Source organism: Streptomyces sp. BK340 (assembly GCF_007827595.1).
GTDB lineage: Bacteria > Actinomycetota > Actinomycetes > Streptomycetales > Streptomycetaceae > Streptomyces.
Window position 1 is genome coordinate 50,313 of the sequence record NZ_VISR01000036.1, and the last position, 21,477, is coordinate 71,789.

Below are 21,477 nucleotides of genomic sequence, written 5' to 3' on the forward strand. Positions count from 1 at the left end.
CTTGTCGTACCTGGTGGCAGTCCGTGGAAGCCCTTGAAACGGGGTGAAGCAGCGCATGCCCGGAGTGGTTGATCGGGGACCGGCGAGCATGCCTCACGCTCGGGCCCCACGAGGCCCACGCAGGTTCGGACCCTGCCCTCTCCGCCAGTGCGCTTCCGGGTGCACGCCTCAAGTTTGCGATAGGCGTCCACGGCTTCTCAGAGGTCGTTCTGCGGCCTTCGTCTGGATTCAGTCTGAGGTCACGTCTCCGAGGTGAGTGCGACCGGGCAGTCTGCCGTGCCCGGCCTGGAGGTCGGGCACGGCGGCCATCTCCTGCGCAGTCGGTGTCAGTGCTGCAGGGCCGGCGAGCCGGCGAGTGCACGTCGTGCGGCGCTGCGGTAGGTGGAGACACCCAGCGCGAGCAGCCAGTAGCTGAGGATCGCGCCCATCAGGGCGGTGGTGCCCCAGCCGTTCGCCGCGTAGAAGTGTGCGGGGTTGTTACCGAAGAACAGGGACGGCACGAAGATCAGGTTGGCCCCGGCCAGGACGTAAGCCGAGCGGCCGGTCCAGCGCGGCAACAGGTTCGTACGACAGATGCCATAGCCCACCGCGATCAGGAAGACCGCGAGCATGAGGCGGCCGATCGCCCCATAGAGGATGTAAGTGCCGCTGACCGTAATGGTCGGGTCGATCGGGTGGTCGGCGGCGATGACCGCGCCGGCTTCCAGCCCGCTGGAGACTAGGGTGATCGTCGCGTAGACCAGTCCGCTGGCAAAGGCCATCGTGCCGACCCATTCGTAGGTGGGGTTCACGCGCTTGACCAGTTCGCGGAAGGCCGTCACGAACACGATCAGGAACGCCAGCGCAACCATTGCGATCAGCAGCCTGGCCAGGACGTTCGAGTCCGGCGGCGGGCCAGAGTAGATGAAATACAGGGGTACTTCGACGATGAAGCCGGTCGCGGCGGCGATGCCGGCGAGGCCCGTCAGGCGCCTGGCGATGGTTTCGTGCATGGGTGTCCCCCTGGGTTGTCCGTGTGCTGGGTTCCGAGTTGGTTCACTGCCGACGAAATGAATCGTCCCGCTCTCGGCGCTCCTCGTCGCTGGGCCTGGACACCGGACGGGGGTGGTCCTACCGTCACCCGCCTCGTGGGTGGTGTCGGTGACGTTCGACAACCTGCGGGGAGGTGAGTTGATGTCTATTTCGAAGCGAGACTGGGCAGGACTGCTGGTCGCGGGCCTAGGTCGGCAGCCGGCAAGCGCCGGACGACAACGCGAGGTGGTGCAAGCCTTCCTGGCCGCAGCCCGCGACGGCCGGTTCGAGCAGCCGCTGCAGGTTCTCCAGCCCGAAGTGAAGTTCACCGTCCACACCTCGATCGGCACTTTGTCACGCTCGGAGCACCGAAGTCGCCACCCGCGCGCGAGTGGCCGGCAGCGCGGCACGAGGACGTGCGGCGACCGTCAACGGCTGCTCCGACGTCGTCTCCTGGAGCGAGGAGGGCACCCCGCTTTCCCTCCTGGCCTTCGCTGTCGCCGACGGCCACAGCACCGAGATCACCGCTGTGGTCGACCCGGCCAAAACTCGCGCTCATGGACCTGCCGGCCCCGATGTGACTCCCCACCAGCGAAGGCCGCGGAAACTCGAGGTGGTCCACGCCTGATCCCGCAGAGACGTTGAACTCCGCCTCTGAGAAACCTCACTGGCTGACCCGTTCTTCTCGGGGCTCGGCGAACGAACCGGCTAGCGCGCCACGCGGTAGCGGAGGTAAACGACGCTTGAGCTGAAGGTGCGGGTCTCAACGAGTTCGAGATCCACCCGGCGCTCGTGCTGGGGGAAGAACGGAATGCCACCACCAACCAGCACCGGGTAGACCATGGCCCGGTACTCGTCGATCAGACCCAATGCGGCCGCCTCGGCGGCGAGAGTCGCGCCGCCGATCGCGATGTCGCCCTCCCCCGGCTCGGCCCGCAACCGCTCGATCTCCTCCGCCAGGCCGCCGGAAGCCAGGCGGGCATGGCCCTGCACCGCCGACAGCGTGGTCGAGAACACCACCTTTGGCAGCGGCTTCCAGAGCGCGGCCCACTCGAGCATGGAGTCGTCGAGTGATGGATCCTGGTCGGCGGTCTCCCAGTACAGCATCGTCTCGTACAGCCGTCGCCCCAACAGGTGGACGCCGACCTCTCGGATCTCGTCGATCCAGAATCGAAACACCTCCTCGTTGGGCGCCGTCCAGTCGAAGTCTCCGTCCGGCCCGACGATGTAGCCGTCGAGCGAGACTCCCATCGAATAGGTCACGCTGCGCATCAGAAGCCCTCCTCGGTAACAGGTCCGACAGTACGACCGCCGGACGCGACAAAACTCATCGCGGCTCGCGGGATCCTGGGCCGAGTCACCTAAACGAGATCATTTCTTTGACAAAACCTCAGTATCTGTTCCTGAACATGGGCCGCGTTGCTTCAATCACTATTTACGACAGCGCCTGTTGACGAGTTCTCACGTCAGCATGCGACCGAGGGGCGCCATGGATCGTCAGGAGCCTTGACGGCGCCTGCTGAAGCCGCACAGTCGCTCCGGTGGCTCGGGAAAGGGCTGTCACAAGGTCCCAAGATCGCTTGACCTTGCCCCAGAGGGAAGGACGACAGTGTCTGGGTGGATCACATGATCGGGCGGTGTGTGCTCACCGGCCTGCGTGACAAGGAGGGGGAGTTCGCGTGAACGGGACCTGCGTCATTCTCGATATCGGCGGCGTGCTGGAGATCACGCCGAAAACGGGATGGGGGCAACGGTGGGAAAAGCGGCTGGAGCTGCCTCGGGGCACTGTGAATGAGCGGATGCGCGACGTGTGGCGTGCTGGAAGCATCGGGAGGGTCAGCGAAGGAGATGTGCGCTGGGCAGTGGCAGCACGCTTGGGTCTCGACGCGCACCAGGTCGAGGACTTCATGGCTGATCTCTGGACGGAATACCTGGGGACGCCGAACGAGGATCTCATCGACTACGTGCGAGGGCTGCGGGGAAGCTGCAGGCTGGGCATCCTGAGCAACAGCTTCGTTGGTGCCCGGGAGCGTGAGACGGCGCTGTACCACTTCGACGAACTGGTCGAGCAGATCGTCTACTCGCACGAGATCGGCATCGGCAAGCCTGACCTGCGTGCCTTCGAGGCTGCTTGCGCCAGCTTGGACGTGCGGCCGGAGAGCTGTCTCTTCATCGACGATGTCGCCGTCAATGTTGAGGCCGCTCAGGCGGCTGGCATGCAGGCGCACCTGTTCGAGAACAACGCCGGGACCATCGCACGCATAGAGGCTCATCTGGACGCCGGACTTTTGGTCCCGCGGGCCAGGGCTGGCCAGGCATCTGCGAGTGACATGTTGATCTTGCCTGAGGGTGGGGAGGGCTCCGGTGTGGATGACGACGTTCGACAAGAGTGAGCGGCCCACATGGACACCGCACTCGGCGGCCGGCCCCCATCAGCCGCGTCAACAACGGTTCAGGTCAATAGATCTAGGGGGATGACTTCGTGCGTTTTCGTCGTGCTCTCGCAGCAACCACCGCAGTCGCAGGCGTTCTTGGTCTGAGCTGTGCGGGATCAGCTGCCGCCGTGAGCCCGCGCATCGCGAGATGCGGCTGCATCAACATTGGCCAGCCCGGCAATTTCAAGTACCACGGGGAGTATGCCGGGCAGGTGGAACAGGTCTACAACACCTGCAACGGCTACGTCTGGGCGCACTGGCAGTGGGCGGGAGACTTCCCGAGCAGGCACCCCGGGACGAACGTGAAGGTGTCAGTAGGGGTCTTCAGCCCGGACTCGTCCGGGCCGAACCAGTGGACCAACGACGTCCCCACCAGCGTCAAGGACGTCAACTCCCCGGGGGTGCCAATCGACAGTGCGAACCCTGACGACTGGGAGGCCGTCGCGACGGTGAACAACTGTGCGCCCTTCGCGTGCGGGACGCTGCACTGGTACGGAGGAGCCGACTGGCGCGGGCCCGAGGTCGGCTACTGCTGACTCAAGGCTCATCGTGCGCTGTTCCCCGGCGGAGCGGCCGGAGAACACCGGCGGGAGCACGAGGGATACCGGGTGCCGGCTGCCGGGCTCGTCTCCGTCTTCGCTCGGGGTGGTCAGAGTGGCCGCGGGAGCGGACAGCGAACTCGATGCTGCAGTGGTTGGGGCTCCCCGCCGGGCACGGGCGCCGGCCACCGCCTCACCCGAGCCGAGGGGCTCCGGACGCACGGGCCGGGGAGAGGCGTGCGGACCGCCCCTCCTCCGGCCGTTCGGCTCAGCGGAGGACGACGTTATGGGCGGGCGAGACGTCCGGCTGGAGATGTCCGTAGCCCAGGTCGGCCATGACAGGGCCGAGGATCTTGGCGAATGCCTCGAACGACTCGGGAGACTCCCACACGTCGGTGACCCGCCAACAGCTGCCCACGGGTCCCGCGACATGGGCGAGTAGTCCTGGTACGGGCAGGTTTGCCGGCGAGGTGAAGCCCTGGCCTTCGGTGACGCGATCGATGCAGGTGTCGTACAACTCCTGGGCGGCAGGCGTGTTCTCGAGGTCGAAGGTGACGATGATGGCCATGGTCAGGCGCTCCTGTCCGTTGTCCCCTGGATTCGACGGATGCCGCCCACGATCTCCCCGCCGCGACGGCGACGGCAACGGCGCATGGGGGCGGCTCGTCAGAGCGCCGGGAGCTGAAGTGCGTCCAGGCTCGTCGTGCGCGCCCCTGACAACGACTACGCGGTGCGTCACTTCAAGTGGCGCGACGGCGTGCGGCAGGACATCGAGCGCACGTCGCCTACGTGCTGGGAGGGACCCGGCCGACACCGTTCGCCGCATCCTCGGCACCTAGGCGGTCTCGTTTGGATGAGCTGGCTGACCAGAGGAAGATCCCTGCGATGTGGAGTCCGGCCAGGTAGATGGTGGCGGTCTTCTCGTAGCGGGTCGCGATTCCTCGCGATTGTTTGAGGCGATTGGCGCATCGATCGACGGTGTTGCGCTGCTTGTAGGCCTCGAGATCGAAGGCCGGTGGCCTTCCGGCTCCCGCGACGCAGTCGATGACCGCGCTGGTCGGCTGAAACGGGGATCACCGCCCGGATGCCGCGCTTGCACATGTGTTCCCGGATCGCACGGGCCGAATAGGCCTTGTCGGCCAGGACCACGTCAGGTCTGGTGCGTGCGCGTGGACGTCAGCGGGCGTGTCCCTGTACTGCCGGAAAGGCAAAGCTCCTCTCCACGACCCACCGGTAGGCGCCCAGTCCGGTGCCGCGCCGGGCGCCACGGTGGGCGATCGCCGGCACAATGCCGCGAGCGCGGACTTGGTCGCGGTAGAGGTCGTAGTCACGGTCGGCGAACAGTGAGCCGGGCTTACGGCGGGGACGGCCGACCCGGCCGCGGACCGGCGGGATCGCGTCGAGCAAGGACAGCACCTGGGTGACGTCGTTGCGAGTGCCGCCGGTCGGCAGGACCGCGAGCGGGGTGCCGTGTCCGTCGGTGATCAAGGGCGGAGGCTGTCCTCGATCAGGGAGCCGGCCTCGGTCGTCCCATCGGCATTCACCACGCTCAGCACGGACACGCCTTCCCGACCGACGGTGCAACGTCGGCCCTCATCGGACCGTACGGCCGTGCGGACCAGCCTGCTCTCGCCAGTGGGCCAGGGCGTGCTCACTCTTGACCGTGTCGGGGTGTTCCGGCCCCAGCACTCGGCGCCGGTCGGGTACCAGTTCCGCGAACGCGGCGGCGGCGCCGGCGGCGTCCCCGGCCTCGCCCGTCCATAGCGCCAGGTTGTGCCGCGACATGAGGGTATGCGGGTGGTCGGGTCCCTGGATGCGGATGCGATCCGGGACGATTTCGGCGAACGCGGCGGCGGCATCCGCGGCGTTCCCTGCTTTTCCTTGCCATCTGGCCAGCTCGTGACGGACGTTGAGGGTGTCGGGATCATCGGGGCCCAGTACCCGCAGGGCGTCTACGAGAAGTGCGGTGAACACTTCGACGGCGCGCGGGCAATCCCCCGCCTCGCCCAGGCAGAATCCGAGGGTATGCCGGTAGAGGATGGTGTTCCGGTGATCCGGTCCCAGCGTCCGGCGCTGGTCGGCGACGATGTCGGCAGCTACCGTGGCGGCGGCCGCCATGTCGCCCGACTCTCGTAGGAAATAGAAGAGTTCGACGCGCATGGCACACGTGTCGGGGTCCTGTGGCCCCAGCGCCCGTGACGCGTCGTCCAGGAGCGCGCCGAGCGCAGCCGCAGCTCCCGCAGCGTCGCCGTCACCTCGGCGTCTGGCAATCTGGCGCCGGGCGTTGAGGGATTCCCGATCGTCCGGACCCCGCAGCTGGAGGAACTCGTCCAGTAGTTCGGCCGCCGAGGTGGCGTTCGGCATCGTGCCGAGGCCGATCCGGGCGAGCCAGGAGTCCAGGCCGTCCTCCCCTGCCGCCAGCCGGCCGAGAAACCAGAAGGTTCCCTCGTCACGGGCACGGATACGGCTCCGCAGTTCTTCAATTGCCGATTCCCGCGTTGTGGATGAGCCGTTGTGATCGAGGATCTCCGCCATCAGTCCGGCCGGCTGCTTCCTGCCCGCCGGTTCGCCCGAAGGCTCGGCCTCGGCGGTCGCCGAGAGCCCGAATTCCGCATACAGAGCGGGAAGTTGAGCCAAGACAGCCTCGGCCGAGGGGAGTGACGCCGTCAGGACGTCGTCCGCGAGTGCCGCGCCCGAGGTGATCTCGACGGCTTCTCTGTACATTCGCTGGAAGCTCTGCAGATGGTCAGCGATCGCACGTTGCGGGTCCCAGAACGCCTCCGTGACCTCGTAGACGCCTCCGCCGCCGGAGGAGAACAGGTCGCTGTTCCCGTCCACCGACACCAGGCCGTCAGGCAAGTCGGAGCGGCGCCGGGGCGGTGCGGATTCCCAGTCGGGCACCGGCAGCCCGCGCGCCGTCATCTCTGTGTCGATCGCATCGCGGACCTTCGCCGTGTCTTCCAGGAAGCCCCTGATCACGGCCCGGATCTCGTCAGCCGAATACACGAATCCACGCTGCGGGAACGCGACGGCCACGCTCGGCGAGGTCATCGAGCGATCGTTTCCGTCGTAGACGAACTCCAGGTCCAGTCCGTACACGTACGTGTCGAACGTGGGGTCCATGCCGAGCCGGATCTCGAACCGGTCCGCCTCTCCCTGTGCCACCACCTGGGAGAGGCCGATGACGGCCCGAAAACCGTCGGCGTCCTCCGGAGGCGGGATCGCGGCGTCGTACGTGGCGGACACCGGCAGGACCGCACCGACCCACAGGGCGCGGTAAGGAGTCAACCGCATGCTGGCGAACATGCTCCCGCACCGCACGGCACGGTCGACCCGCACCACGAGACGCTTGAGCACGGCCGACTGGCCCCCCGTGTTGCGAACCTTCACATCCAGCACGGGAGACATGTCCCGCGGCCCCAAAGACGAATCCGAGACCGAACCCGACGGCGGCGCAATGGCCACATCGACGAGTTCGACCTGCGACTTCGGCAGGCGCCGCGCACGAAGCGCCGCCCATGCACCGATAATTGCGGCCGCAATGCCACCGATCAACCCGAGAACCGTAGCCAGCACCAGACCGACGTTACAGCCCCATCGCTCAACTCACCTCCCACTCAGCGGCGGATCACAACCGATCACCCACCCGGCAGTCCCTCGAGGAAGGAACCGCCCACCTGCCTCGACTTCGCACACGGGCAACGGGACAAGAAGCGCGGTGCCACCCCCGAGCCGAGCGCTCGCCGATCCGTGACGTCATCCGATCCGAGAACCCACTGCCGAAGCCGGCATGCCGGCAGCCGTGGCCGCCATGAGCGTCGCCCCGGTCCTGGCATTGGGGGGTTTTCCCCATCGTGGGCGGGACTGTGGCTGCGTAGGGTCGCGGTGACTGATCACCGATTCAACTCGCTCCACGGGGGAACTTCATGCGACGCCCACAGAGGTACGTTCTTGCAGCAACGGCGCTGGCTGCCCTCACCGTCGGCGGGCTCTCCGCGTGCTCGGCCCTCGACCAGAAGACCTTCGAGGACGACGCCAAGGTACCCCAGAAGATCACCTCGATCCGTTTGGACAGCGGGAACGGCGGGGTGAAGGTGGACGCTTCGGCGGACATCTCAACGATCTCCGTACACCGTAAGGTCAACTACCGCGGTGACAAGCCGAGTGGGACGTCGTTCAGCGTCGACAACGGCGTCCTGGTCCTCTCCGGCTGTGGCAAGAACTGCGGCGTCAACTACGTCGTCAAGGTGCCCGCCGGTCTTCCGGTGACGGGATCCGCCTCCAACGGTAGCCTCACCCTGAGCGCAGTCGGCATGGTCGACGTGCACACCAGCAGCGGCGAGATCGCGGTGAACAACGCCACGGGCCCGGTGAAGCTACGCACGTCCAACGGTGACATCGACGTCACAGACGTCAAGGGCGGTGACATCGACACGCAGACGTCGAACGGCGAGGTGACGATCCACACGGCCACCCCGCAGAACATCAGGGCCCGCACAACCAACGGCAGCCTCACGGTCACGGCTCCGCCCGCCAAGTACCAGATCTCGGCGAGCGACGCCCACGGCGACAAGAAGGTGGCGTTCAAGAACGACCCCTCGGGCAAGTACCGCTTGGACCTGTCGACGACGAACGGTGACTTGACTGTGGAGTCGGCAGGCTGAACCCCTTCACATCCGCGAGTGGACGTGCGGTGCGTGCGGCACCGTACATGACCGCGACCACAACGCGGCCCGCAACGTCCGTCCTCTTTGAAGGACGCCGAATCGTCGCCGCCGGGCGGGTGGAGACGCTGGATGCCTCGTGGGGCACCGGTGAGACCAGGACGCAAGTCCCGGCACAGCGCGGTGAAGCAGGATGCCCCCGAAAGGGTCAGCCGACCCAGGCCGGAATCCCTGGGCTTTGGGCCCGGGAGCACCTCAAAGGCCGAACAATTTGGCCGCGTTGTCGTGGCAAACAGCCCGCAGCCACTCCCGCCCGAGCCCCAGCCGTTCCAGGGCGTGGAGCTGGTGCAGATACGGGTAGGGGGTGTTGGGGAAGTCGGAGCCGAGCATGATGCGGTCGCCGAGCGCGGCGATGCGTGGCAGGGCCCGGTACGGGAACGGCATGATTCGTTCGGTGAAGTCGGTGAATGTCATCGTCGTGTCGAGGCGCACCTGGTCGTAGCATTCGGCGAGGTCGAGGAACTCCTCGTACTCGGGCATGCCCATGTGCGCGACGATCAACCGCAGTTTCGGGTGGCGGGCCAGCACGCGCGCGATGGGCTCGGGGCCGGTGTGCTTGCCGGGCGCAGGGCCGGAGCCGCAGTGCATCACCACAGGAATCCGGGCCTCGGCCAGCAGCCCCCATGCCTGCTGGAGGCGTTCGTCGGCCGGGTCGTAAGCTCCCACCTGGACATGAGCCTTGAACACGCGTGCCCCTGCTTCGACAGCCTCGCGGACGTACGCATCGACGTCCGGCTCCGGGTAGAGGGTGGCGGTGTGCAGGCAGTCGGGGGTGCGGCGGGCGAAGTCGGCCGCCCATCCGTTCAGCCATCGGGCCATGCCGGGCTTGTGGGGGTAGAGCATCGCGGTGAAGGCCTTCACGCCGAACTCTCGCAGCAGCGCCGTCCGCTCCGCCTCCTGTTTCCGGTAGGTGATCGGCCACTTCAGCCCACCGATCAGTGGCCCGTTGGCGTCGAAGTAGCTCCAGACCTTGTGCAGGACACGCTCAGGCATGAAGTGGGTATGGACATCGATCAGCCCGGGAAGACCGAGCCCGCCCCAGAAACGGCGGACTTCACCGGCCTCGTCACCCATATCCATGCGGGCGGAATTCACTTGATGTCGCCTCTCTCTCGAACGACCTGCAGCTGTCACAAGACCAGGGGTCGCTGGACAAACCCCGCTGCGGCGTACACGTCGTGTTCCCGGCCGGTGGCGAGGTGACCCAGCACCCGCGTCACCAGCGCGGTCGGTGACAGTGCCGGCGGCTATGCGGCGCTCACCCCTGTTTCCCGCGGACTGCGAGATCCTCACCGTCGAGTACAAGATCAACCTAGGGCACGTCATCCGCCCGCTGCGTCCTCGGCCTCCCAGCGCAGCAGGTCGCCCGGCTGGCACTCGAGCACCTCGCAGAGTGCGGCGAGCGTCGCGAAGCGCACGGCCTTCGCGCGGCCGTTCTTGAGTACCGCGAGGTTGGCGGGCGTGATCCCCACGCGGTCCGCGAGCTCGCCCACGGACATCTTCCGCCTGGCGAGCATCACGTCGATGTCGACGGCGATCGGCATCAGATCACCTCGTCCAACTCGGCCTGCATCTGAGCCGCTTCGACGTCACGCGCGACGGCCTGGGCGAGCAGCATCCGCAGCACGAGAACGATGAGCGCGACCCCCAGGATGGCCACGCCGACCCCGCCCATGATGAGGGTGACGCCCGGGTCGTCCCGCTGGCCCGGCGCGTTGAGGGCCGTGACCGCGAACCACACGAGAGCGGCCGCCACGATCGCGCCGATCACGCCGTCCACGTACCGGAAAGCGGCGTGGGAGAACACGGTTCCGCGTCGCACCATCGTCACCAGCCGCCAGACGCAGACCAGGGCGACCTGGGCCGACACCATGCCCAGGATCGTGATCACGCGCAGCGGGGTCAGCGGGAGCGACCCGTCCTCCGGGTCGCTCCCGCTGACCAATGCCCACACCATCCCTGCCTGCACGAACACCGTGCCGGCGAGCACCACCACGAGCACGGCACGCAGCGCACCCACCGCCAGCTTTCCCATGACCCACCCTCCCATCGAGTTGCGATGGGAATCTATCGAGTTTCGATAGCCCCGGCAAGGGTCGGGACAGAGGATCGCGGTGGTCTCGCGCTGTGGCCGGATGCCTGCGTGGCGGCCGAGCGTCCGATCGGAAGGCACGCCGCTGGGGAAGGGGTGGGCATCCAGCCCTGGAACTCTCGGCGGCGAACCTGATGTGCCACACCAGAGATCCTGAGAAGACGTGCCGGACAAGCTCGGCTCGTTCCAGAGGAAAACAACGGCTGCTACCGAGCGGGCGCCTCAGGCCCACGCCCACCTGCCGGGGGCGAGGCACGCGCCGACGTCGGCCAGGACAGCTGCACGGGCGGGGACGAGCCCACGGGCAGCCGAGCGGCGCGGGAATGGACCGTGCCGGCCGCGTCGCCCATCGGTGGCGGAGCGCTCGATGATCTGGCCGACCTGGGGAGCGAGTAGCACGAGTTGATCGATCAGGGCGCAGACGCAATCAAAGCCCCAGCCGGGAAGGCAAGTCCTGCGGGAAGCGGTATTCCATGGGGACGTGCCTTCCGGTGGCGAGGGCGTCCATGCCTTCACGGCAGGCGGCCTGAGCGGTGTGTCGTAGCGCACGGTGCCGTTCCGCGCGCGTCGCTCGGGCGTGGTCGAGCCCACCACGCCCCGTACCGCGCATGGCGTGGGTGATGAGGTGGGACAGCGTCCTCTTTCCGCGGTAGGTCCGCTGCATGCTCCAGCCGAGGTAGAGACTGCTGCCGTACGGGAAGACCGTGATGTACACCGTGTGGTCGCCATCGACGAGGACGATGCGGTTGATGACGGAGCCGGGTCCGTCGAGCACCCGGGCGGCTTCGATGGAGGCAGGTACCCTGCGTGTCTTCAGCGCGCCGAAGATGTGGCTGTATGCGTTGTCGGCGAGCGGTGCACTGTCGGCAAGCAGGACGGACCATTCGCCGAGCGGTTCGGTGTACTCGCCTCGAAGGAACACCCAGAGGAACGCGGCCACCGCAGCAACGTCCAGAACACCCCATACCCCCGCGGAGCCGCCAAGGCCCACGACTGCGGACAGGATGACAAGCACCACGAACAGCAACACTGACAGGAAGGTCGCGCGCAACCACAGCCTGAATAGGGCTCTCCCGCAGTGCTCCGGCAACAGTGGGCCGCTGTCCGGCTCCACCAGGGTGTGCCGGGCATCTTCGGTGAACGGAGCGGACGCGGGGGGTGCTTCGGTCACCGGCGTGGAACGGGAGCTCACTGAATCGCTGTGGTCGGCTTGCCGTGGTTCCGCAGCCCGTGCGGCTTCCGGGGCGGTCGCGCCCTCTTGTGGCGCTCTGCGGGCAGAGTGGGTGCCCCCTTGCGAAGACGGGGCGGCGGCTTCCTCGTGGTCGGGCCAGCCGAATGCCTGTGTACGGCGGGAGACCACCGCAATGATCTGTCCGGCCAAAGTGTCGGCACGCACCGAGCTCAACTCCTTCCCTGCTCGGGCGACTGCGGATCGAGGACCGGTTCGACCGGATGCGTCACGGTCATGGTCTGCCCGCCCTCGCTCCATGTCGGTGCCGGAGAATCGTTGACCGCAGTGCGTAGCACGAGGGGAATGATCAGGGTGAGTTTCTCCAGGACCACTGGGGCGGCGGCGCCCAGGCCCATGGCGTACCAGGCAGCTACCGGACTCTGCGGGGCAGTTGCCACGGCGCAGGCCACCCCGGCCCCCAAGGCGATCCGCAGCACAGATGCAATCCCATAGGCCAACGGGCCCGGGTCAGTGGGTTTCACCCTGTACCAGGGCAACCGGCGGTAGCGGCGTACGGAAGTGACGTAATCCAGTGCTTCCATGGCGCACCCGCCGAACGCGCCCCACAGCGTCACCCCAAGCCAGTGCATGAGCAGACGGTAGAGGCCTGGCAGCGTCCATGGTGACCAAACGCCAGATCTGTACCGCAATCGGCACAGACATCCACACCAGCCCGTCTCGAATCAGATCGAAACATAGGAACACGGACCTGCCGCTCTGAGTGGGGCACCCTGGCAACACCACGAACAGTGGCAACAAACCCACCCTCACCCGCAGTGCACAACCACGTGTCCGGGCCACCTGATCGCGCTCGCGGCGTGGTTTGACCGCTGCCGGGTTCCGTCGCGCCGCACGGTTGTGAGAGCAGACGCAGGGCCGACCAGGGTGGGCCACACGCGGTTCGGGGAACAGGCACGATGAAGCTCCTGGCAGTCAGCGGGTGGTCTTGGCCGCCACCCCGTCTGACAGGAGCTTCATCGGTGCGTACTACGTGGGTGCCTCACCTTGGAGTTGGCCCCGTGTGTGAGCCGTCTCCCGTGGTCGGCTGGATCAGCAGGGGAAGGTGCCGCTGTAGATGGCGTGTCCGTGGGAGGAACTTCCGGAGCCGAAGCCGTAGATGCCGTCGTCGCTCCAGACCGCTTCGCGGAAGCCGTTGACGCAGATCGACGTCGGTGCGATCGCGAAGCCCTCCAGGTTGTCGGTCGGCATGACGGCCGGGTTCGTGTAGGTCACGTCCGGAACGATCGCACCGCTGGCGTTGACCTTCATGAGAGTGTGCGTCTCGCCGCAGGTGTTGTCGCAGGTCGCGATGATGCGCTGGGTTCCGGCGTCGAACGTCACGTCCATCACGGAGGCCTTGCCGGTCGCAATCGTGCCGAACGTGGTGAACGTGCCGTCGGAGTTCAGGCCGTAGACGTGCAGCGTGCCGTCCCACTCCAGGCCGGCGAAGAACAGGCCCGCCCCGTGCAGCGGGTAGTTCGCCGGGTTGTAGGCGGCGCCGGTGAGCGGGTCGACCCAGCCGTTCGCGGTCAGCCAGCTGTCCGGTACGTAGCCGACACCCTCGAAGCCCAGGTTGGCGTCGTCCTTGCTGCCGGTGTTGAGCTGCGGGAACTGCGAGGTCATGTCCCACTGGTGGATCGGCGTCAGCGTCGACCCGGTCGCCGCCGGGTCGAACTCCATGATCGTGTCCTTGGGGACCGTGTTGTTGGTGTTGTCACGCTCGGAGGTCACGTAGATGTGGCCGTTGGCGCCGATCGTCAGCCCCTCGGAGTCGGGCTCGCCGGAGCCGCCCGCGAAGCGGATCTGCTTGCCGGTCGCGCTCCACGACGCGTCCGGGATCCACTTGCCGTTGCTCTTGACCAGCTTGAACAGCCAGTCCTTGTTCTTGGCGGCCCACAGTACCGACGGGTTCGCCGGCTCGAACGCCAGACCACTCAGGTCCCGGCCTTCAGGACCGGTGGACGTGGTGAACGCGCAGACGTTGTCCGCGATCGTGACGTCCAGCCCGCCCGGCCACGCCAGCGTGCCCGCCGGGGTGGAACCCGTACCGGAGGGCGCCTCGGGCGTGCAGCCACTGGTGAGCGAGCCACCGCCGCCCAGCAACTGGCCGGTCTGACCGCCACCGCCGCCACCGCCACCCCCGCCTGCGCAGGAATTCGCGCTGCCGAGCGTCGCCGTCGTGGAGGTCTGGAACCAGCCGGCGCCGTTGCCACAACGCTCGTCCGACGGCTTGGCGCCACCGGTGGCCCACGTCATCGAGTCGATCGTGTTGCCGTTGCTGTCGAGGAGAAAGACCGAGTCGTTGTCACCCAGACCGATGGTGGAGTTGAACGCGACGTAGCCGCCCGCGGGAATGCTGGTCGCGCTCGGCGAGGAGGACGAGACCGATACCGGGGAGTGGCTGGTGTCATTGTCGACATACTTCCAGGACCCGATGCTGACCGCGCCCGTTCCGCCGTTGTACAGCTCGACGGTGTCCGCGCCGTCCGAGGTGACCTCGTTGATCCGCACCCAGCTCGCCGCCGGGATCGACGACGGGCAGCCCGAGGCGTTCGATGCGCCGAACGTGGACGCCGCGGTCGCGGTCACCCACCCTCCGGTGCCGTCACCGCCGCAACGCGCCATCGCCGGCTTCGCCCCGTTGGTGGCCCACTCGACGCGGTCGACCACCGTACCGCCGGACGTGTAGATCACCAGCTTGTCCGAATCACCAAGCCCCTTGGGCGAGTTGAAGGTGACGAAGCCGCCGGCCGGGATCGTGCCGGAGGACGGGCTGAACGACTGCGGCGAGAAGCTGTCGTCGGACATCTTCCAACCACTGATGCTCACCGCGGTCGAGCCGGTGTTGTACAACTCCACCGTGTCGTTGTTCGACGAGGTGACTTCGTTGATCCGAACGTTCTGGTAGCCGGCCGGGTCCGCGGCAGCCGCAGGCTGAGCGGCAACCATGCCCGTGACGAGCAGTCCTGAAAACGTGAAAGCCGCGGCGTATACAGAGGCGACGCGGGCACGCGGGTGTGAGGTAGGCACGAGGCGGGACTCTGGCGGCGCGATCTTGAAACGGCGTGTACTCCAGCTGAATTCCAGCTGCTGGCCACCCGAATGCCAGGAGCACATCGCTACCTGAGTGTGGTCCGGTAACTGCTGGTCGCACTGAGCCGGTAGCGCCCGCCGGTGTCAGCCGAAGAGGAGGTCGACGTCTCTCTCGATACAGAGCTGCAGGACGACCACCAACTGGCGGGCGTTGTCCATGTGCCGTTGGAGAAGTGGGTCGGTGCTTCCGCCTTGAGGCGGGTCGGTGATCTCCTGCAGGCGGGGCAGGATCGCGGCGCACTGGGCCGGCGTGAGGACGGGGCCGTCGTCATCGGGATGATTGAGGAGCGGTGCCAGGGTGGTGAGAGCGTCGTTCCACGGGCGCTGTCCGCCGAAGCCCTGCATCTCGTCCAGTGCGAACCCGTCGGCCTGTGCCAGCCACCGCCTGAACACCCCGAAGCCGGTGTAGGACCAGGAGACGTCCGGGCTGCTGGTGTCACCGTCTCCTGGGAACAGAACGAGCCCCACATGTCCTCCTCGTTGACCGAGCACCCAGGATCGGCCTCAGGAGAGGGCGACAGCAACTGAAATGATCTCGCCGTGGCTGGTGCGGTCACGGCGTCGGGGTCTTCCTGCAGAGCCCTGTTCAACGGGCTGAGCCCCCGGCAGTTCGTCAAGATGGTTACCTCGTTACGGCGTGAGGGTGCCGGCCCGGTCCGTTAGGGCCGGGCCTGGAGCCTGCCGCTGGAGGACCGACGGGGTGTTGCTGGTCGCGGCGTACTGGCGCACGAACCTCACCCCTGCGCCAATTGGCGCACCGCTGTTCGGGGTTTCCCTCAGGGGGCCGCGGCGGCGCAACCCCGGCTCCGAGTCCGCTGCCGGACCTCGTGCCGCTGACCGCGGAGAAAATCGCCCTGATGGGCGCGAGCGTGTGACGCCGACGCGGTCCGTGACGACATCCGCGGCTTCATCGTCGAGCAGCTGCACCACCACGACGCGGTGCTGGTCATCGATGAGCCCGGTGACCTGAAGAAGGGCATTGCCACGGTGGGTGTGCAGCGTCGATACACCGGCGCCGGTCGCATCGAGAACGGTCAGGTGGCCGTCCAGCTCACCTACTTGACCCCGAGGGGGCACGCGGCGATCGACCGGGAACTGTACGTTCCGCGTTCCTGGACCCAGGACACGGCCCGCTGCCGTGCGGCCGGGATTCCTGACAACGCCGGCTTTGCCACGAAACCCGCGCTCGCCGCCCGCCTGATCGGCAGTGTGCTGGAGGGACGGCAAATCGGCTGTGTCCTGGCCGTCGCCTGCGACGACCAGATCATTACCCGCGCGGGCAAGTTCCGCGCCGACGTCCTGGTCAAGAAGCTGCCGGACAGGCTCCGCCGGTCCGAGTGGTGACGACGCCTCCAGGCCCGGGCCCGCGCCTGCCACTACCAGCGGCGGACCGCCCAACTACCATGAAGATCACGGCCTCCAGCTGGAGTATTCGGTTCTGCATCGAAATCAAGGCGACGAGCCATGTCTGTTCTCGGCAGACTGCATGCATGTCAACGGACGTGAGCGGGATGATCGAGTGCAGACCTCTGGCTCGGATCTGGGGTGAGGACGACGAGGACGCGGTTTGGCAAGCCGCCATCGACCTCTCCCTTCTCAACACGGGCAACGCCTATGACGCACTCGCCTGCCTCTTCGGCGTCCGCAACTCCTTCGGGTTCCAGCCGCTGGCCGAAGACCGTGGCCTGCCGGACGACGTCTCGGACAGGCTGCGGGCAGCATTCAACGCGTGGGGCGGGCCACGGGACGCACATGGAACCACGTGGATCAACTGGGCCGAGTTGGCAGCTGCAGACTGGGACGAGACCGATCGGTCCGGTACGCGCAGCCGTAGCACGGTCGCCGGGCCGGGTACCCACTGGGCGCCGGTCTGGGACGTGATGCGGGCGCTTGCCGAGCTCCATGGTCCGGAACACGTGCGCCTCGTGGTCTGGTTCGACTGATCACGAAGTTCTGTCCGTCCCCCGACACAGCGTGACTTCTCCATCGGGAAGCCGCTGTGACGGCAGACTGCCGTCACAGCTCCTCCTAAGCACCTGCCGACCCGCAAGATGAGTACGCGGACTCACAGCGATGCGGCGACCACCGACGGACGATGAAGACCACATCGTCCAGATCGGGAGACCGCCGTGCTCAGCCGTATCGCCGACTGTCTGGTGCCCGTCTTCGGTCGGCTGTCGGTGACCACCGACCCCGACACCGAAATCGCACCCGGCAGCATCATCGCTGCCAACCACACCTCGTTCGCGGACCCCGCCGTCGTACTCGCCGCCCTGCACGGCCTCGGCATCGAACCCGTCGTCATGGCGGCCGCGGGCCTGTGGCGGATCCCCGTGCTCGGACGCTCCCTCCGCCGCGAAGGGCACGTCCCCGTGCACCGGGGCGACCGGCGGGCCGCCGCCGCGCTCGATGTGGCCGCGCAGGTCCTGGAGCAGGGACGGTGCCTGCTCATCTACCCCGAAGGCGGACTGCCCCGCCGCAGGGGTGCCGGCGAAGCCACCCCCGGCATCTTCCGCACCGGCCTGGCGCGCCTCGCCCAGCGAACCGGTGCTCCCGTCGTGCCTGTAGGCCAAGCCGGTGCCCGACGAATCACCTCAGGTCGCACGGCCAAGCAGCTCGCCGGCCTGGTGACGGCGCCGGTACGTCGCCCGCGCCTGCACGTCCACGTAGGTACGTCACTGGTCCTGACCGGTGACCGTGCGGCTGGCACGGCGCGGGCCCGCGCTGCGGTGACCACGGCATGGCGGACAGCGGCCGCGCACCTCAGCGAGCCTGCCGCACTCGCCGCATAGCTTTGTGCGGGCGCGCTGTCGGCTGACGCGCAGCCCCTCCTCGGCGGTGGCCGCACACTGGTCATCGTCGTGATGGGGTGCGCCCCGCCGACTGGCGTGTCGTGCGTCGCTCGTGGCGGCCACCCTCCACTTCCACCCTTCGGCGTTGACGGGCGGCCTCGGTCGAGCGGCACTCGTCCGCGGGCTGTCGGCCCCAGGGCCGCTGCGGACCACCCGCGGACGGATGACTGACGTCTCCCAGTTCAACGTCGGCGAGCGGCGCGGTCACGCGGGTGCGCAGCAGGTCTGCCCCGGGGCCGCCGTACAGCGAGACGTAGCCCAGGACCACAGTCCATACCTGCAGGTCTTGCACTTCCGGGACGCCCACTTCCCTCAGTCCGCCGTCAGGGAGGTTGCTCCAGAGTGTTACCGCGTGCCACTCGCCCATGGGCGCGGGTGTAGCAACTGAGACGCGCTCGCCACGGCCGGTCGGACTCCAGCCACAGCCGGATGCCGGTCTCATCCCGGCACGCCACGCCCAACCACGGCACGACCCGCTCCGCGTGCCATGGCCGACAGGTTCTCCATCCGGGCTGTACGCCGTGAGCCGTACAGCCCAGAACCGTAGACCGTCCGCTATCGCCCCCGTCCGCTCCAAATGCCGACGCGTGTGCAGGTGTCCACGGGTCCTGTGATTCTGCCGGTCACGAAGTCCACGTCACCGCGGCGGAGGCCGCTGGCTGCTTCTGGTACTCCAGCTGTAGATCGTGATCTTCGTAGTGCGCGCTCGGGCGGGCCGTCTCTCGTCCTGGGTTGGTCCGACTGATCGGATCTTCCGGTGAGTCGCTCCGAGACGCTCCGGGCGGCGGCAGAGCCGAGGTTATGAATGCGTCACCGGACCATCCGCGAGCATCAACCTCAGGAGCCACACGATGCACCCCGTCAGAGCAGCCCGTCTCGGCACGGCCACTGCGCTGGTCACCCTTCTCGCCTGCGCCCCTGTCGCGTCCGCCGCGGCGGACACCGATTCCGCTCACGCCAAGGGCGGAGAGCGGGTCATCACACTCATCGGCCACCTCGTGCAGCAGACGCGCTTCCCCGTCAACCCCGACGGCAGCCCCGCCCAGGGCGACCGGACCGTCTTCCGCTCGCTCCTCTTCGACAAGGACGACAAGAACCAGGTCGGCGAAACCGACGGCACCTGCACCACCACCACGGTCGAAAACCGCGGAGCGGAGGAGTGCGTCGTGACATACAACCTCCCGGGCGGCCAGCTCTCCGTACAGGGGATGGTCTTCGGCATCCTCACCGATGGCCGCCCGACGATCCCTCCCCCTTCCTTCGACAACGGGATCACCGGCGGCACTGGGGTTTTCGCCCAGGCTCGCGGCCAGGTCCACGCCGACACGATCGGTACGGGCAAGCGGCGCTTCACCATCGACCTCGACCGCTGACTGCTCTGCCCCCGCCCGGTGAGAAGGCTGGGCCGTCCACGGCACGGCCCACCAGCTCGATTGGTCCCATTGGCGACGCCGCAACCAGGCTCGATCCCAGGCCATCCACCATCAGCGGCAAGCCGCCCAGGCATGAAGATCGCGATCTGCAGCTGGAGTACTAGTACTTCAGTGCGACTTCGTGATCCAGCTAGGCGTCGAGGTAGTGGTAATCCCCATCCGGGAGGCCGATCGCCAGGCCGCCGTTGTGGACCCTCCACTCACTCATTCCCTCGACGTCGTGGCTGACCAGAAACAGCCCCCGGGGCCTCTCGTCGTACTCGTCATCCTGACAGGAGGCCGGGAGCTGGGCGATCTGACGCAACCGCTCCTCGAACCAGTCGAGGGACACCGCGCGGATGTCGCCCCCGTAGAAGGCCCACCTGACGGCGTTGTACTGCCGAGCGGGGAAGGCCCAGCCCCCGCTGTAGGTGTGCTCCGGATCGTCTGCTTCCACGATCTCCTTGATCTGGGCCAGCTGTCCGTCGTCACACTGCAGCCAGCCCCTGACCGAGACCATGGTTCCCATGGCGGTTGCTCCTCATTCGTGTGGCGCGCTGCCCTGGCGCACGGCTCCTATGCGCTTGCACGCTAGGGGGGACCTGCTCGGTCGCGCAAAGGGATTGACAGGTGGATCAGCCGCCTCGAGCGAGAGCGCGCCACCCCTATCCGGTGGGCCCTCGCGATTTTGCGCTGGGCCCGGGTGAGTATGAGAACGGCCAACGCGTGATCATCAGGGTTTGTGTGGACTCCTGAAGATCGTGCGATGGCCGCGGGCCACAGGATGGACGCGGCCCGCTGGCAGGCGATGTTCGACCGGCCTTTGGCGCTCGCGTGGCGGGTTCACCACGATGGCACCTGGCCGTGGAGCAGGGGCAGAAGCCCATGGCGATCGTCGTGACAGCCGGGCAGCGTGCGGACTCGCCGCAGTTTGAACCCGTGCCGGCAAAGGTCCGTGTGCCCCGCATCGGGCCGGGCCAGCCGCGCGTCCGTCCCGATCGAGTGCGCGCTGACAAGGCGTACGCCTCCCGCAGGAACCGCGCCTACCTGCGCCGCCGCGGGATCCGATGCCCCATCCCCGACAAGGCTGACCAGGCACGCAACCGCCAGAACCTCGGCTCCCTAGGCGGTCGGCCACCGCATTTCGACCCGGTCGACTACCGCGAGCGTCATGCGGTCGAGTGCGGGATCAACCGCCTCAAGAGGTATCGCGCGGTTGCCACGCGCTACGACAAGCTGGCGGTCCGCTACGAGGCGACAGTCCTCATCGCTGCCATCAACGAATGGCTGTCACCGGCACTCGTCACTAGAGCTCGTAGTCCTGGGCCAGCTCCTCCCAACGAATGCTGCGAAGTTCAGGGTCGGCGTCCTCACCCGACGGGACAGCCAAGACAGTCTGAAACCAGACCACAGTGAGGGCAGAACGGTGCAGCACCGGGTCGAGCTCAGGAGCGATCGCTGTCGAGCGGAAGGCGCCGATGCAGGCCACGGAAGGCAGGATCTCGACGGGGCCGAAGGCGCCGGCGGTCTGGTCCGGGTACTCGCGGGAGGGTGGAACGAGATGGACCGGCGTGGAGGGAAACGAGTGTTCGGCCTGCCGCTGGAGGCTCCTGACCTTCATGTCGTTGACGGGCTTACACGGGTAGCCCTCCAGCATCCCCCCGTAGGGCGAAGACATCCGCAGCTCGGTGAGCTCGATCGAACGGCCGGACGAGAGGGTTATGTGGCTCAGCGACATGCTGACACCCTATGCGCACGATTCATTTCCGATATACGGCCTAGATCGCGAAGTCGCACTGGAGTACTAGACGGAGGATGTTTTGTCGTGCCACGTACCAGCGTTCGCCATAACGCTCGGTGAACCGCGCGCTGTCGGCGGCCGGCAGCGACCTGGCGCGGCAGATGTCACGCATCTCGGCAGGGTCTTGATCTCGAACACCACCGTCTGTGCGACGGGGCCGCCCTGCTCACCAGGCGGGCGAGCGATGTTCGCGGCCTGGTCGCCGAGCTCGTCCCCAGCGGCCGCAACCCCGCCGTCCACGGACTGCCGCAGCCGCGGCCACTCACCGCCAGCAGTCCACCCCGCCG

Annotated in this window: 22 protein-coding genes and 4 pseudogenes; 10 read left to right on the forward strand and 16 right to left on the reverse strand. The window is 67.3% G+C overall.

Annotated features, from left to right (window positions below):
• Nucleotides 1-326: 326 nt before the first annotated feature.
• From FB157_RS41360 to FB157_RS41370, 3 genes are all read right to left on the reverse strand, one after another.
• A complete protein-coding gene (locus FB157_RS41360) occupies nt 327-992 on the reverse strand; it encodes a hypothetical protein (protein WP_145886110.1) in 666 nt (221 codons plus the stop codon).
• Nucleotides 993-1,218: 226 nt separating this feature from the next.
• Entirely contained in the window at nt 1,219-1,347 is a 129-nt protein-coding gene (locus tag FB157_RS49020; protein WP_261386872.1) for a hypothetical protein, read from the reverse strand.
• Between the two features lie 372 nt (nt 1,348-1,719).
• A complete protein-coding gene (locus FB157_RS41370) occupies nt 1,720-2,283 on the reverse strand; it encodes a dihydrofolate reductase family protein (RefSeq protein ID WP_145886112.1) in 564 nt (187 codons plus the stop codon).
• 407 nt (nt 2,284-2,690) lie between these two features.
• Between FB157_RS41370 and FB157_RS41375 the strand changes: the two genes are divergently transcribed.
• Nucleotides 2,691-3,404 (forward strand): HAD family phosphatase, encoded by a 714-nt coding sequence (locus tag FB157_RS41375; RefSeq protein WP_145886114.1) that lies wholly within the window; start codon nt 2,691-2,693, stop codon nt 3,402-3,404.
• Between the two features lie 254 nt (nt 3,405-3,658).
• Complete coding sequence (locus FB157_RS41380) at nt 3,659-3,982, forward strand: hypothetical protein (protein ID WP_145886116.1); 324 nt, start codon at nt 3,659-3,661, stop codon at nt 3,980-3,982.
• A gap of 271 nt (nt 3,983-4,253) precedes the next feature.
• Here FB157_RS41380 and FB157_RS41385 read toward each other — a convergent pair whose 3' ends face one another.
• The 4 genes and pseudogenes from FB157_RS41385 to FB157_RS41400 all read right to left on the reverse strand — a co-directional run bounded on the left by FB157_RS41385 (nt 4,254) and on the right by FB157_RS41400 (nt 7,561).
• Nucleotides 4,254-4,553: a hypothetical protein gene (locus FB157_RS41385; RefSeq protein ID WP_145886118.1), complete on the reverse strand. Its 300-nt coding sequence runs from the start codon at nt 4,551-4,553 to the stop codon at nt 4,254-4,256.
• A 217-nt stretch (nt 4,554-4,770) separates the two neighbouring features.
• Nucleotides 4,771-5,155 (reverse strand): annotated as a pseudogene (locus tag FB157_RS49745) (transposase); the annotation flags it as partial.
• 33 nt (nt 5,156-5,188) lie between these two features.
• Nucleotides 5,189-5,554 (reverse strand): annotated as a pseudogene (locus tag FB157_RS41395) (transposase); the annotation flags it as partial.
• 24 nt (nt 5,555-5,578) lie between these two features.
• Nucleotides 5,579-7,561 (reverse strand): tetratricopeptide repeat protein, encoded by a 1,983-nt coding sequence (locus FB157_RS41400; protein ID WP_145886121.1) that lies wholly within the window; start codon nt 7,559-7,561, stop codon nt 5,579-5,581.
• A gap of 350 nt (nt 7,562-7,911) precedes the next feature.
• Here FB157_RS41400 and FB157_RS41405 point away from each other — a divergent pair, with 350 nt between their 5' ends.
• Both FB157_RS41405 and FB157_RS41410 read left to right on the forward strand, forming a co-directional pair.
• Nucleotides 7,912-8,649 (forward strand): DUF4097 family beta strand repeat-containing protein, encoded by a 738-nt coding sequence (locus tag FB157_RS41405; RefSeq protein WP_145886123.1) that lies wholly within the window; start codon nt 7,912-7,914, stop codon nt 8,647-8,649.
• A gap of 10 nt (nt 8,650-8,659) precedes the next feature.
• A complete protein-coding gene (locus FB157_RS41410) occupies nt 8,660-8,740 on the forward strand; it encodes a zinc ribbon domain-containing protein (RefSeq protein WP_385174602.1) in 81 nt (26 codons plus the stop codon).
• A 164-nt stretch (nt 8,741-8,904) separates the two neighbouring features.
• Here FB157_RS41410 and FB157_RS41415 read toward each other — a convergent pair whose 3' ends face one another.
• The 7 genes from FB157_RS41415 to FB157_RS41445 form a co-directional block, all read right to left on the reverse strand.
• Nucleotides 8,905-9,789, reverse strand: a complete 885-nt coding sequence (locus FB157_RS41415) for an amidohydrolase family protein (protein ID WP_145886125.1) — start codon at nt 9,787-9,789, stop codon at nt 8,905-8,907.
• A 242-nt stretch (nt 9,790-10,031) separates the two neighbouring features.
• Nucleotides 10,032-10,253 carry a helix-turn-helix transcriptional regulator gene (locus FB157_RS41420; RefSeq protein ID WP_030724363.1) on the reverse strand — a complete coding sequence of 74 codons (222 nt, stop codon included), beginning with the start codon at nt 10,251-10,253 and terminating at the stop codon, nt 10,032-10,034.
• Nucleotides 10,253-10,744 carry a DUF2975 domain-containing protein gene (locus FB157_RS41425; protein WP_145886127.1) on the reverse strand — a complete coding sequence of 164 codons (492 nt, stop codon included), beginning with the start codon at nt 10,742-10,744 and terminating at the stop codon, nt 10,253-10,255. Before FB157_RS41425 ends, FB157_RS41420 begins: the two co-directional genes overlap by 1 nt.
• Before the next feature lie 484 nt (nt 10,745-11,228).
• Nucleotides 11,229-11,972 carry a hypothetical protein gene (locus tag FB157_RS41430; RefSeq protein ID WP_222441017.1) on the reverse strand — a complete coding sequence of 248 codons (744 nt, stop codon included), beginning with the start codon at nt 11,970-11,972 and terminating at the stop codon, nt 11,229-11,231.
• Nucleotides 11,973-12,202: 230 nt separating this feature from the next.
• Nucleotides 12,203-12,622 (reverse strand): hypothetical protein, encoded by a 420-nt coding sequence (locus tag FB157_RS41435; protein ID WP_145886131.1) that lies wholly within the window; start codon nt 12,620-12,622, stop codon nt 12,203-12,205.
• Between the two features lie 460 nt (nt 12,623-13,082).
• Nucleotides 13,083-14,981, reverse strand: coding sequence for a lamin tail domain-containing protein (locus FB157_RS41440; RefSeq protein WP_222441018.1), 1,899 nt, complete (start codon nt 14,979-14,981; stop codon nt 13,083-13,085).
• A gap of 228 nt (nt 14,982-15,209) precedes the next feature.
• Complete coding sequence (locus tag FB157_RS41445; protein ID WP_145886135.1) at nt 15,210-15,593, reverse strand: hypothetical protein; 384 nt, start codon at nt 15,591-15,593, stop codon at nt 15,210-15,212.
• A gap of 72 nt (nt 15,594-15,665) precedes the next feature.
• Here FB157_RS41445 and FB157_RS41450 point away from each other — a divergent pair.
• The 5 genes and pseudogenes from FB157_RS41450 to FB157_RS41470 all read left to right on the forward strand — a co-directional run.
• Nucleotides 15,666-15,900, forward strand: a pseudogene (locus FB157_RS41450) (IS5/IS1182 family transposase); the annotation flags it as partial.
• A 98-nt stretch (nt 15,901-15,998) separates the two neighbouring features.
• A pseudogene (locus FB157_RS41455) lies at nt 15,999-16,466 on the forward strand (transposase); the annotation flags it as partial.
• Between the two features lie 62 nt (nt 16,467-16,528).
• Nucleotides 16,529-17,068, forward strand: coding sequence for a hypothetical protein (locus FB157_RS41460; RefSeq protein ID WP_315903869.1), 540 nt, complete (start codon nt 16,529-16,531; stop codon nt 17,066-17,068).
• A 186-nt stretch (nt 17,069-17,254) separates the two neighbouring features.
• On the forward strand, nt 17,255-17,917 hold the full coding sequence (locus FB157_RS41465) for a lysophospholipid acyltransferase family protein (RefSeq protein ID WP_145886139.1): 663 nt from the start codon (nt 17,255-17,257) through the stop codon (nt 17,915-17,917).
• Between the two features lie 911 nt (nt 17,918-18,828).
• A complete protein-coding gene (locus FB157_RS41470; protein ID WP_145886141.1) occupies nt 18,829-19,350 on the forward strand; it encodes a hypothetical protein in 522 nt (173 codons plus the stop codon).
• Nucleotides 19,351-19,540: 190 nt separating this feature from the next.
• On the opposite strand, the gene FB157_RS41475 is transcribed toward FB157_RS41470, so the two are convergent.
• On the reverse strand, nt 19,541-19,918 hold the full coding sequence (locus tag FB157_RS41475) for a hypothetical protein (protein WP_145886144.1): 378 nt from the start codon (nt 19,916-19,918) through the stop codon (nt 19,541-19,543).
• 356 nt (nt 19,919-20,274) lie between these two features.
• Here FB157_RS41475 and FB157_RS41480 point away from each other — a divergent pair, with 356 nt between their 5' ends.
• Nucleotides 20,275-20,805 (forward strand): transposase, encoded by a 531-nt coding sequence (locus tag FB157_RS41480; protein WP_261386873.1) that lies wholly within the window; start codon nt 20,275-20,277, stop codon nt 20,803-20,805.
• On the opposite strand, the gene FB157_RS41485 is transcribed toward FB157_RS41480, so the two are convergent.
• Complete coding sequence (locus FB157_RS41485) at nt 20,696-21,127, reverse strand: hypothetical protein (protein WP_145886146.1); 432 nt, start codon at nt 21,125-21,127, stop codon at nt 20,696-20,698. The genes FB157_RS41480 and FB157_RS41485 overlap by 110 nt on opposite strands.
• Nucleotides 21,128-21,477 lie beyond the last annotated feature (350 nt).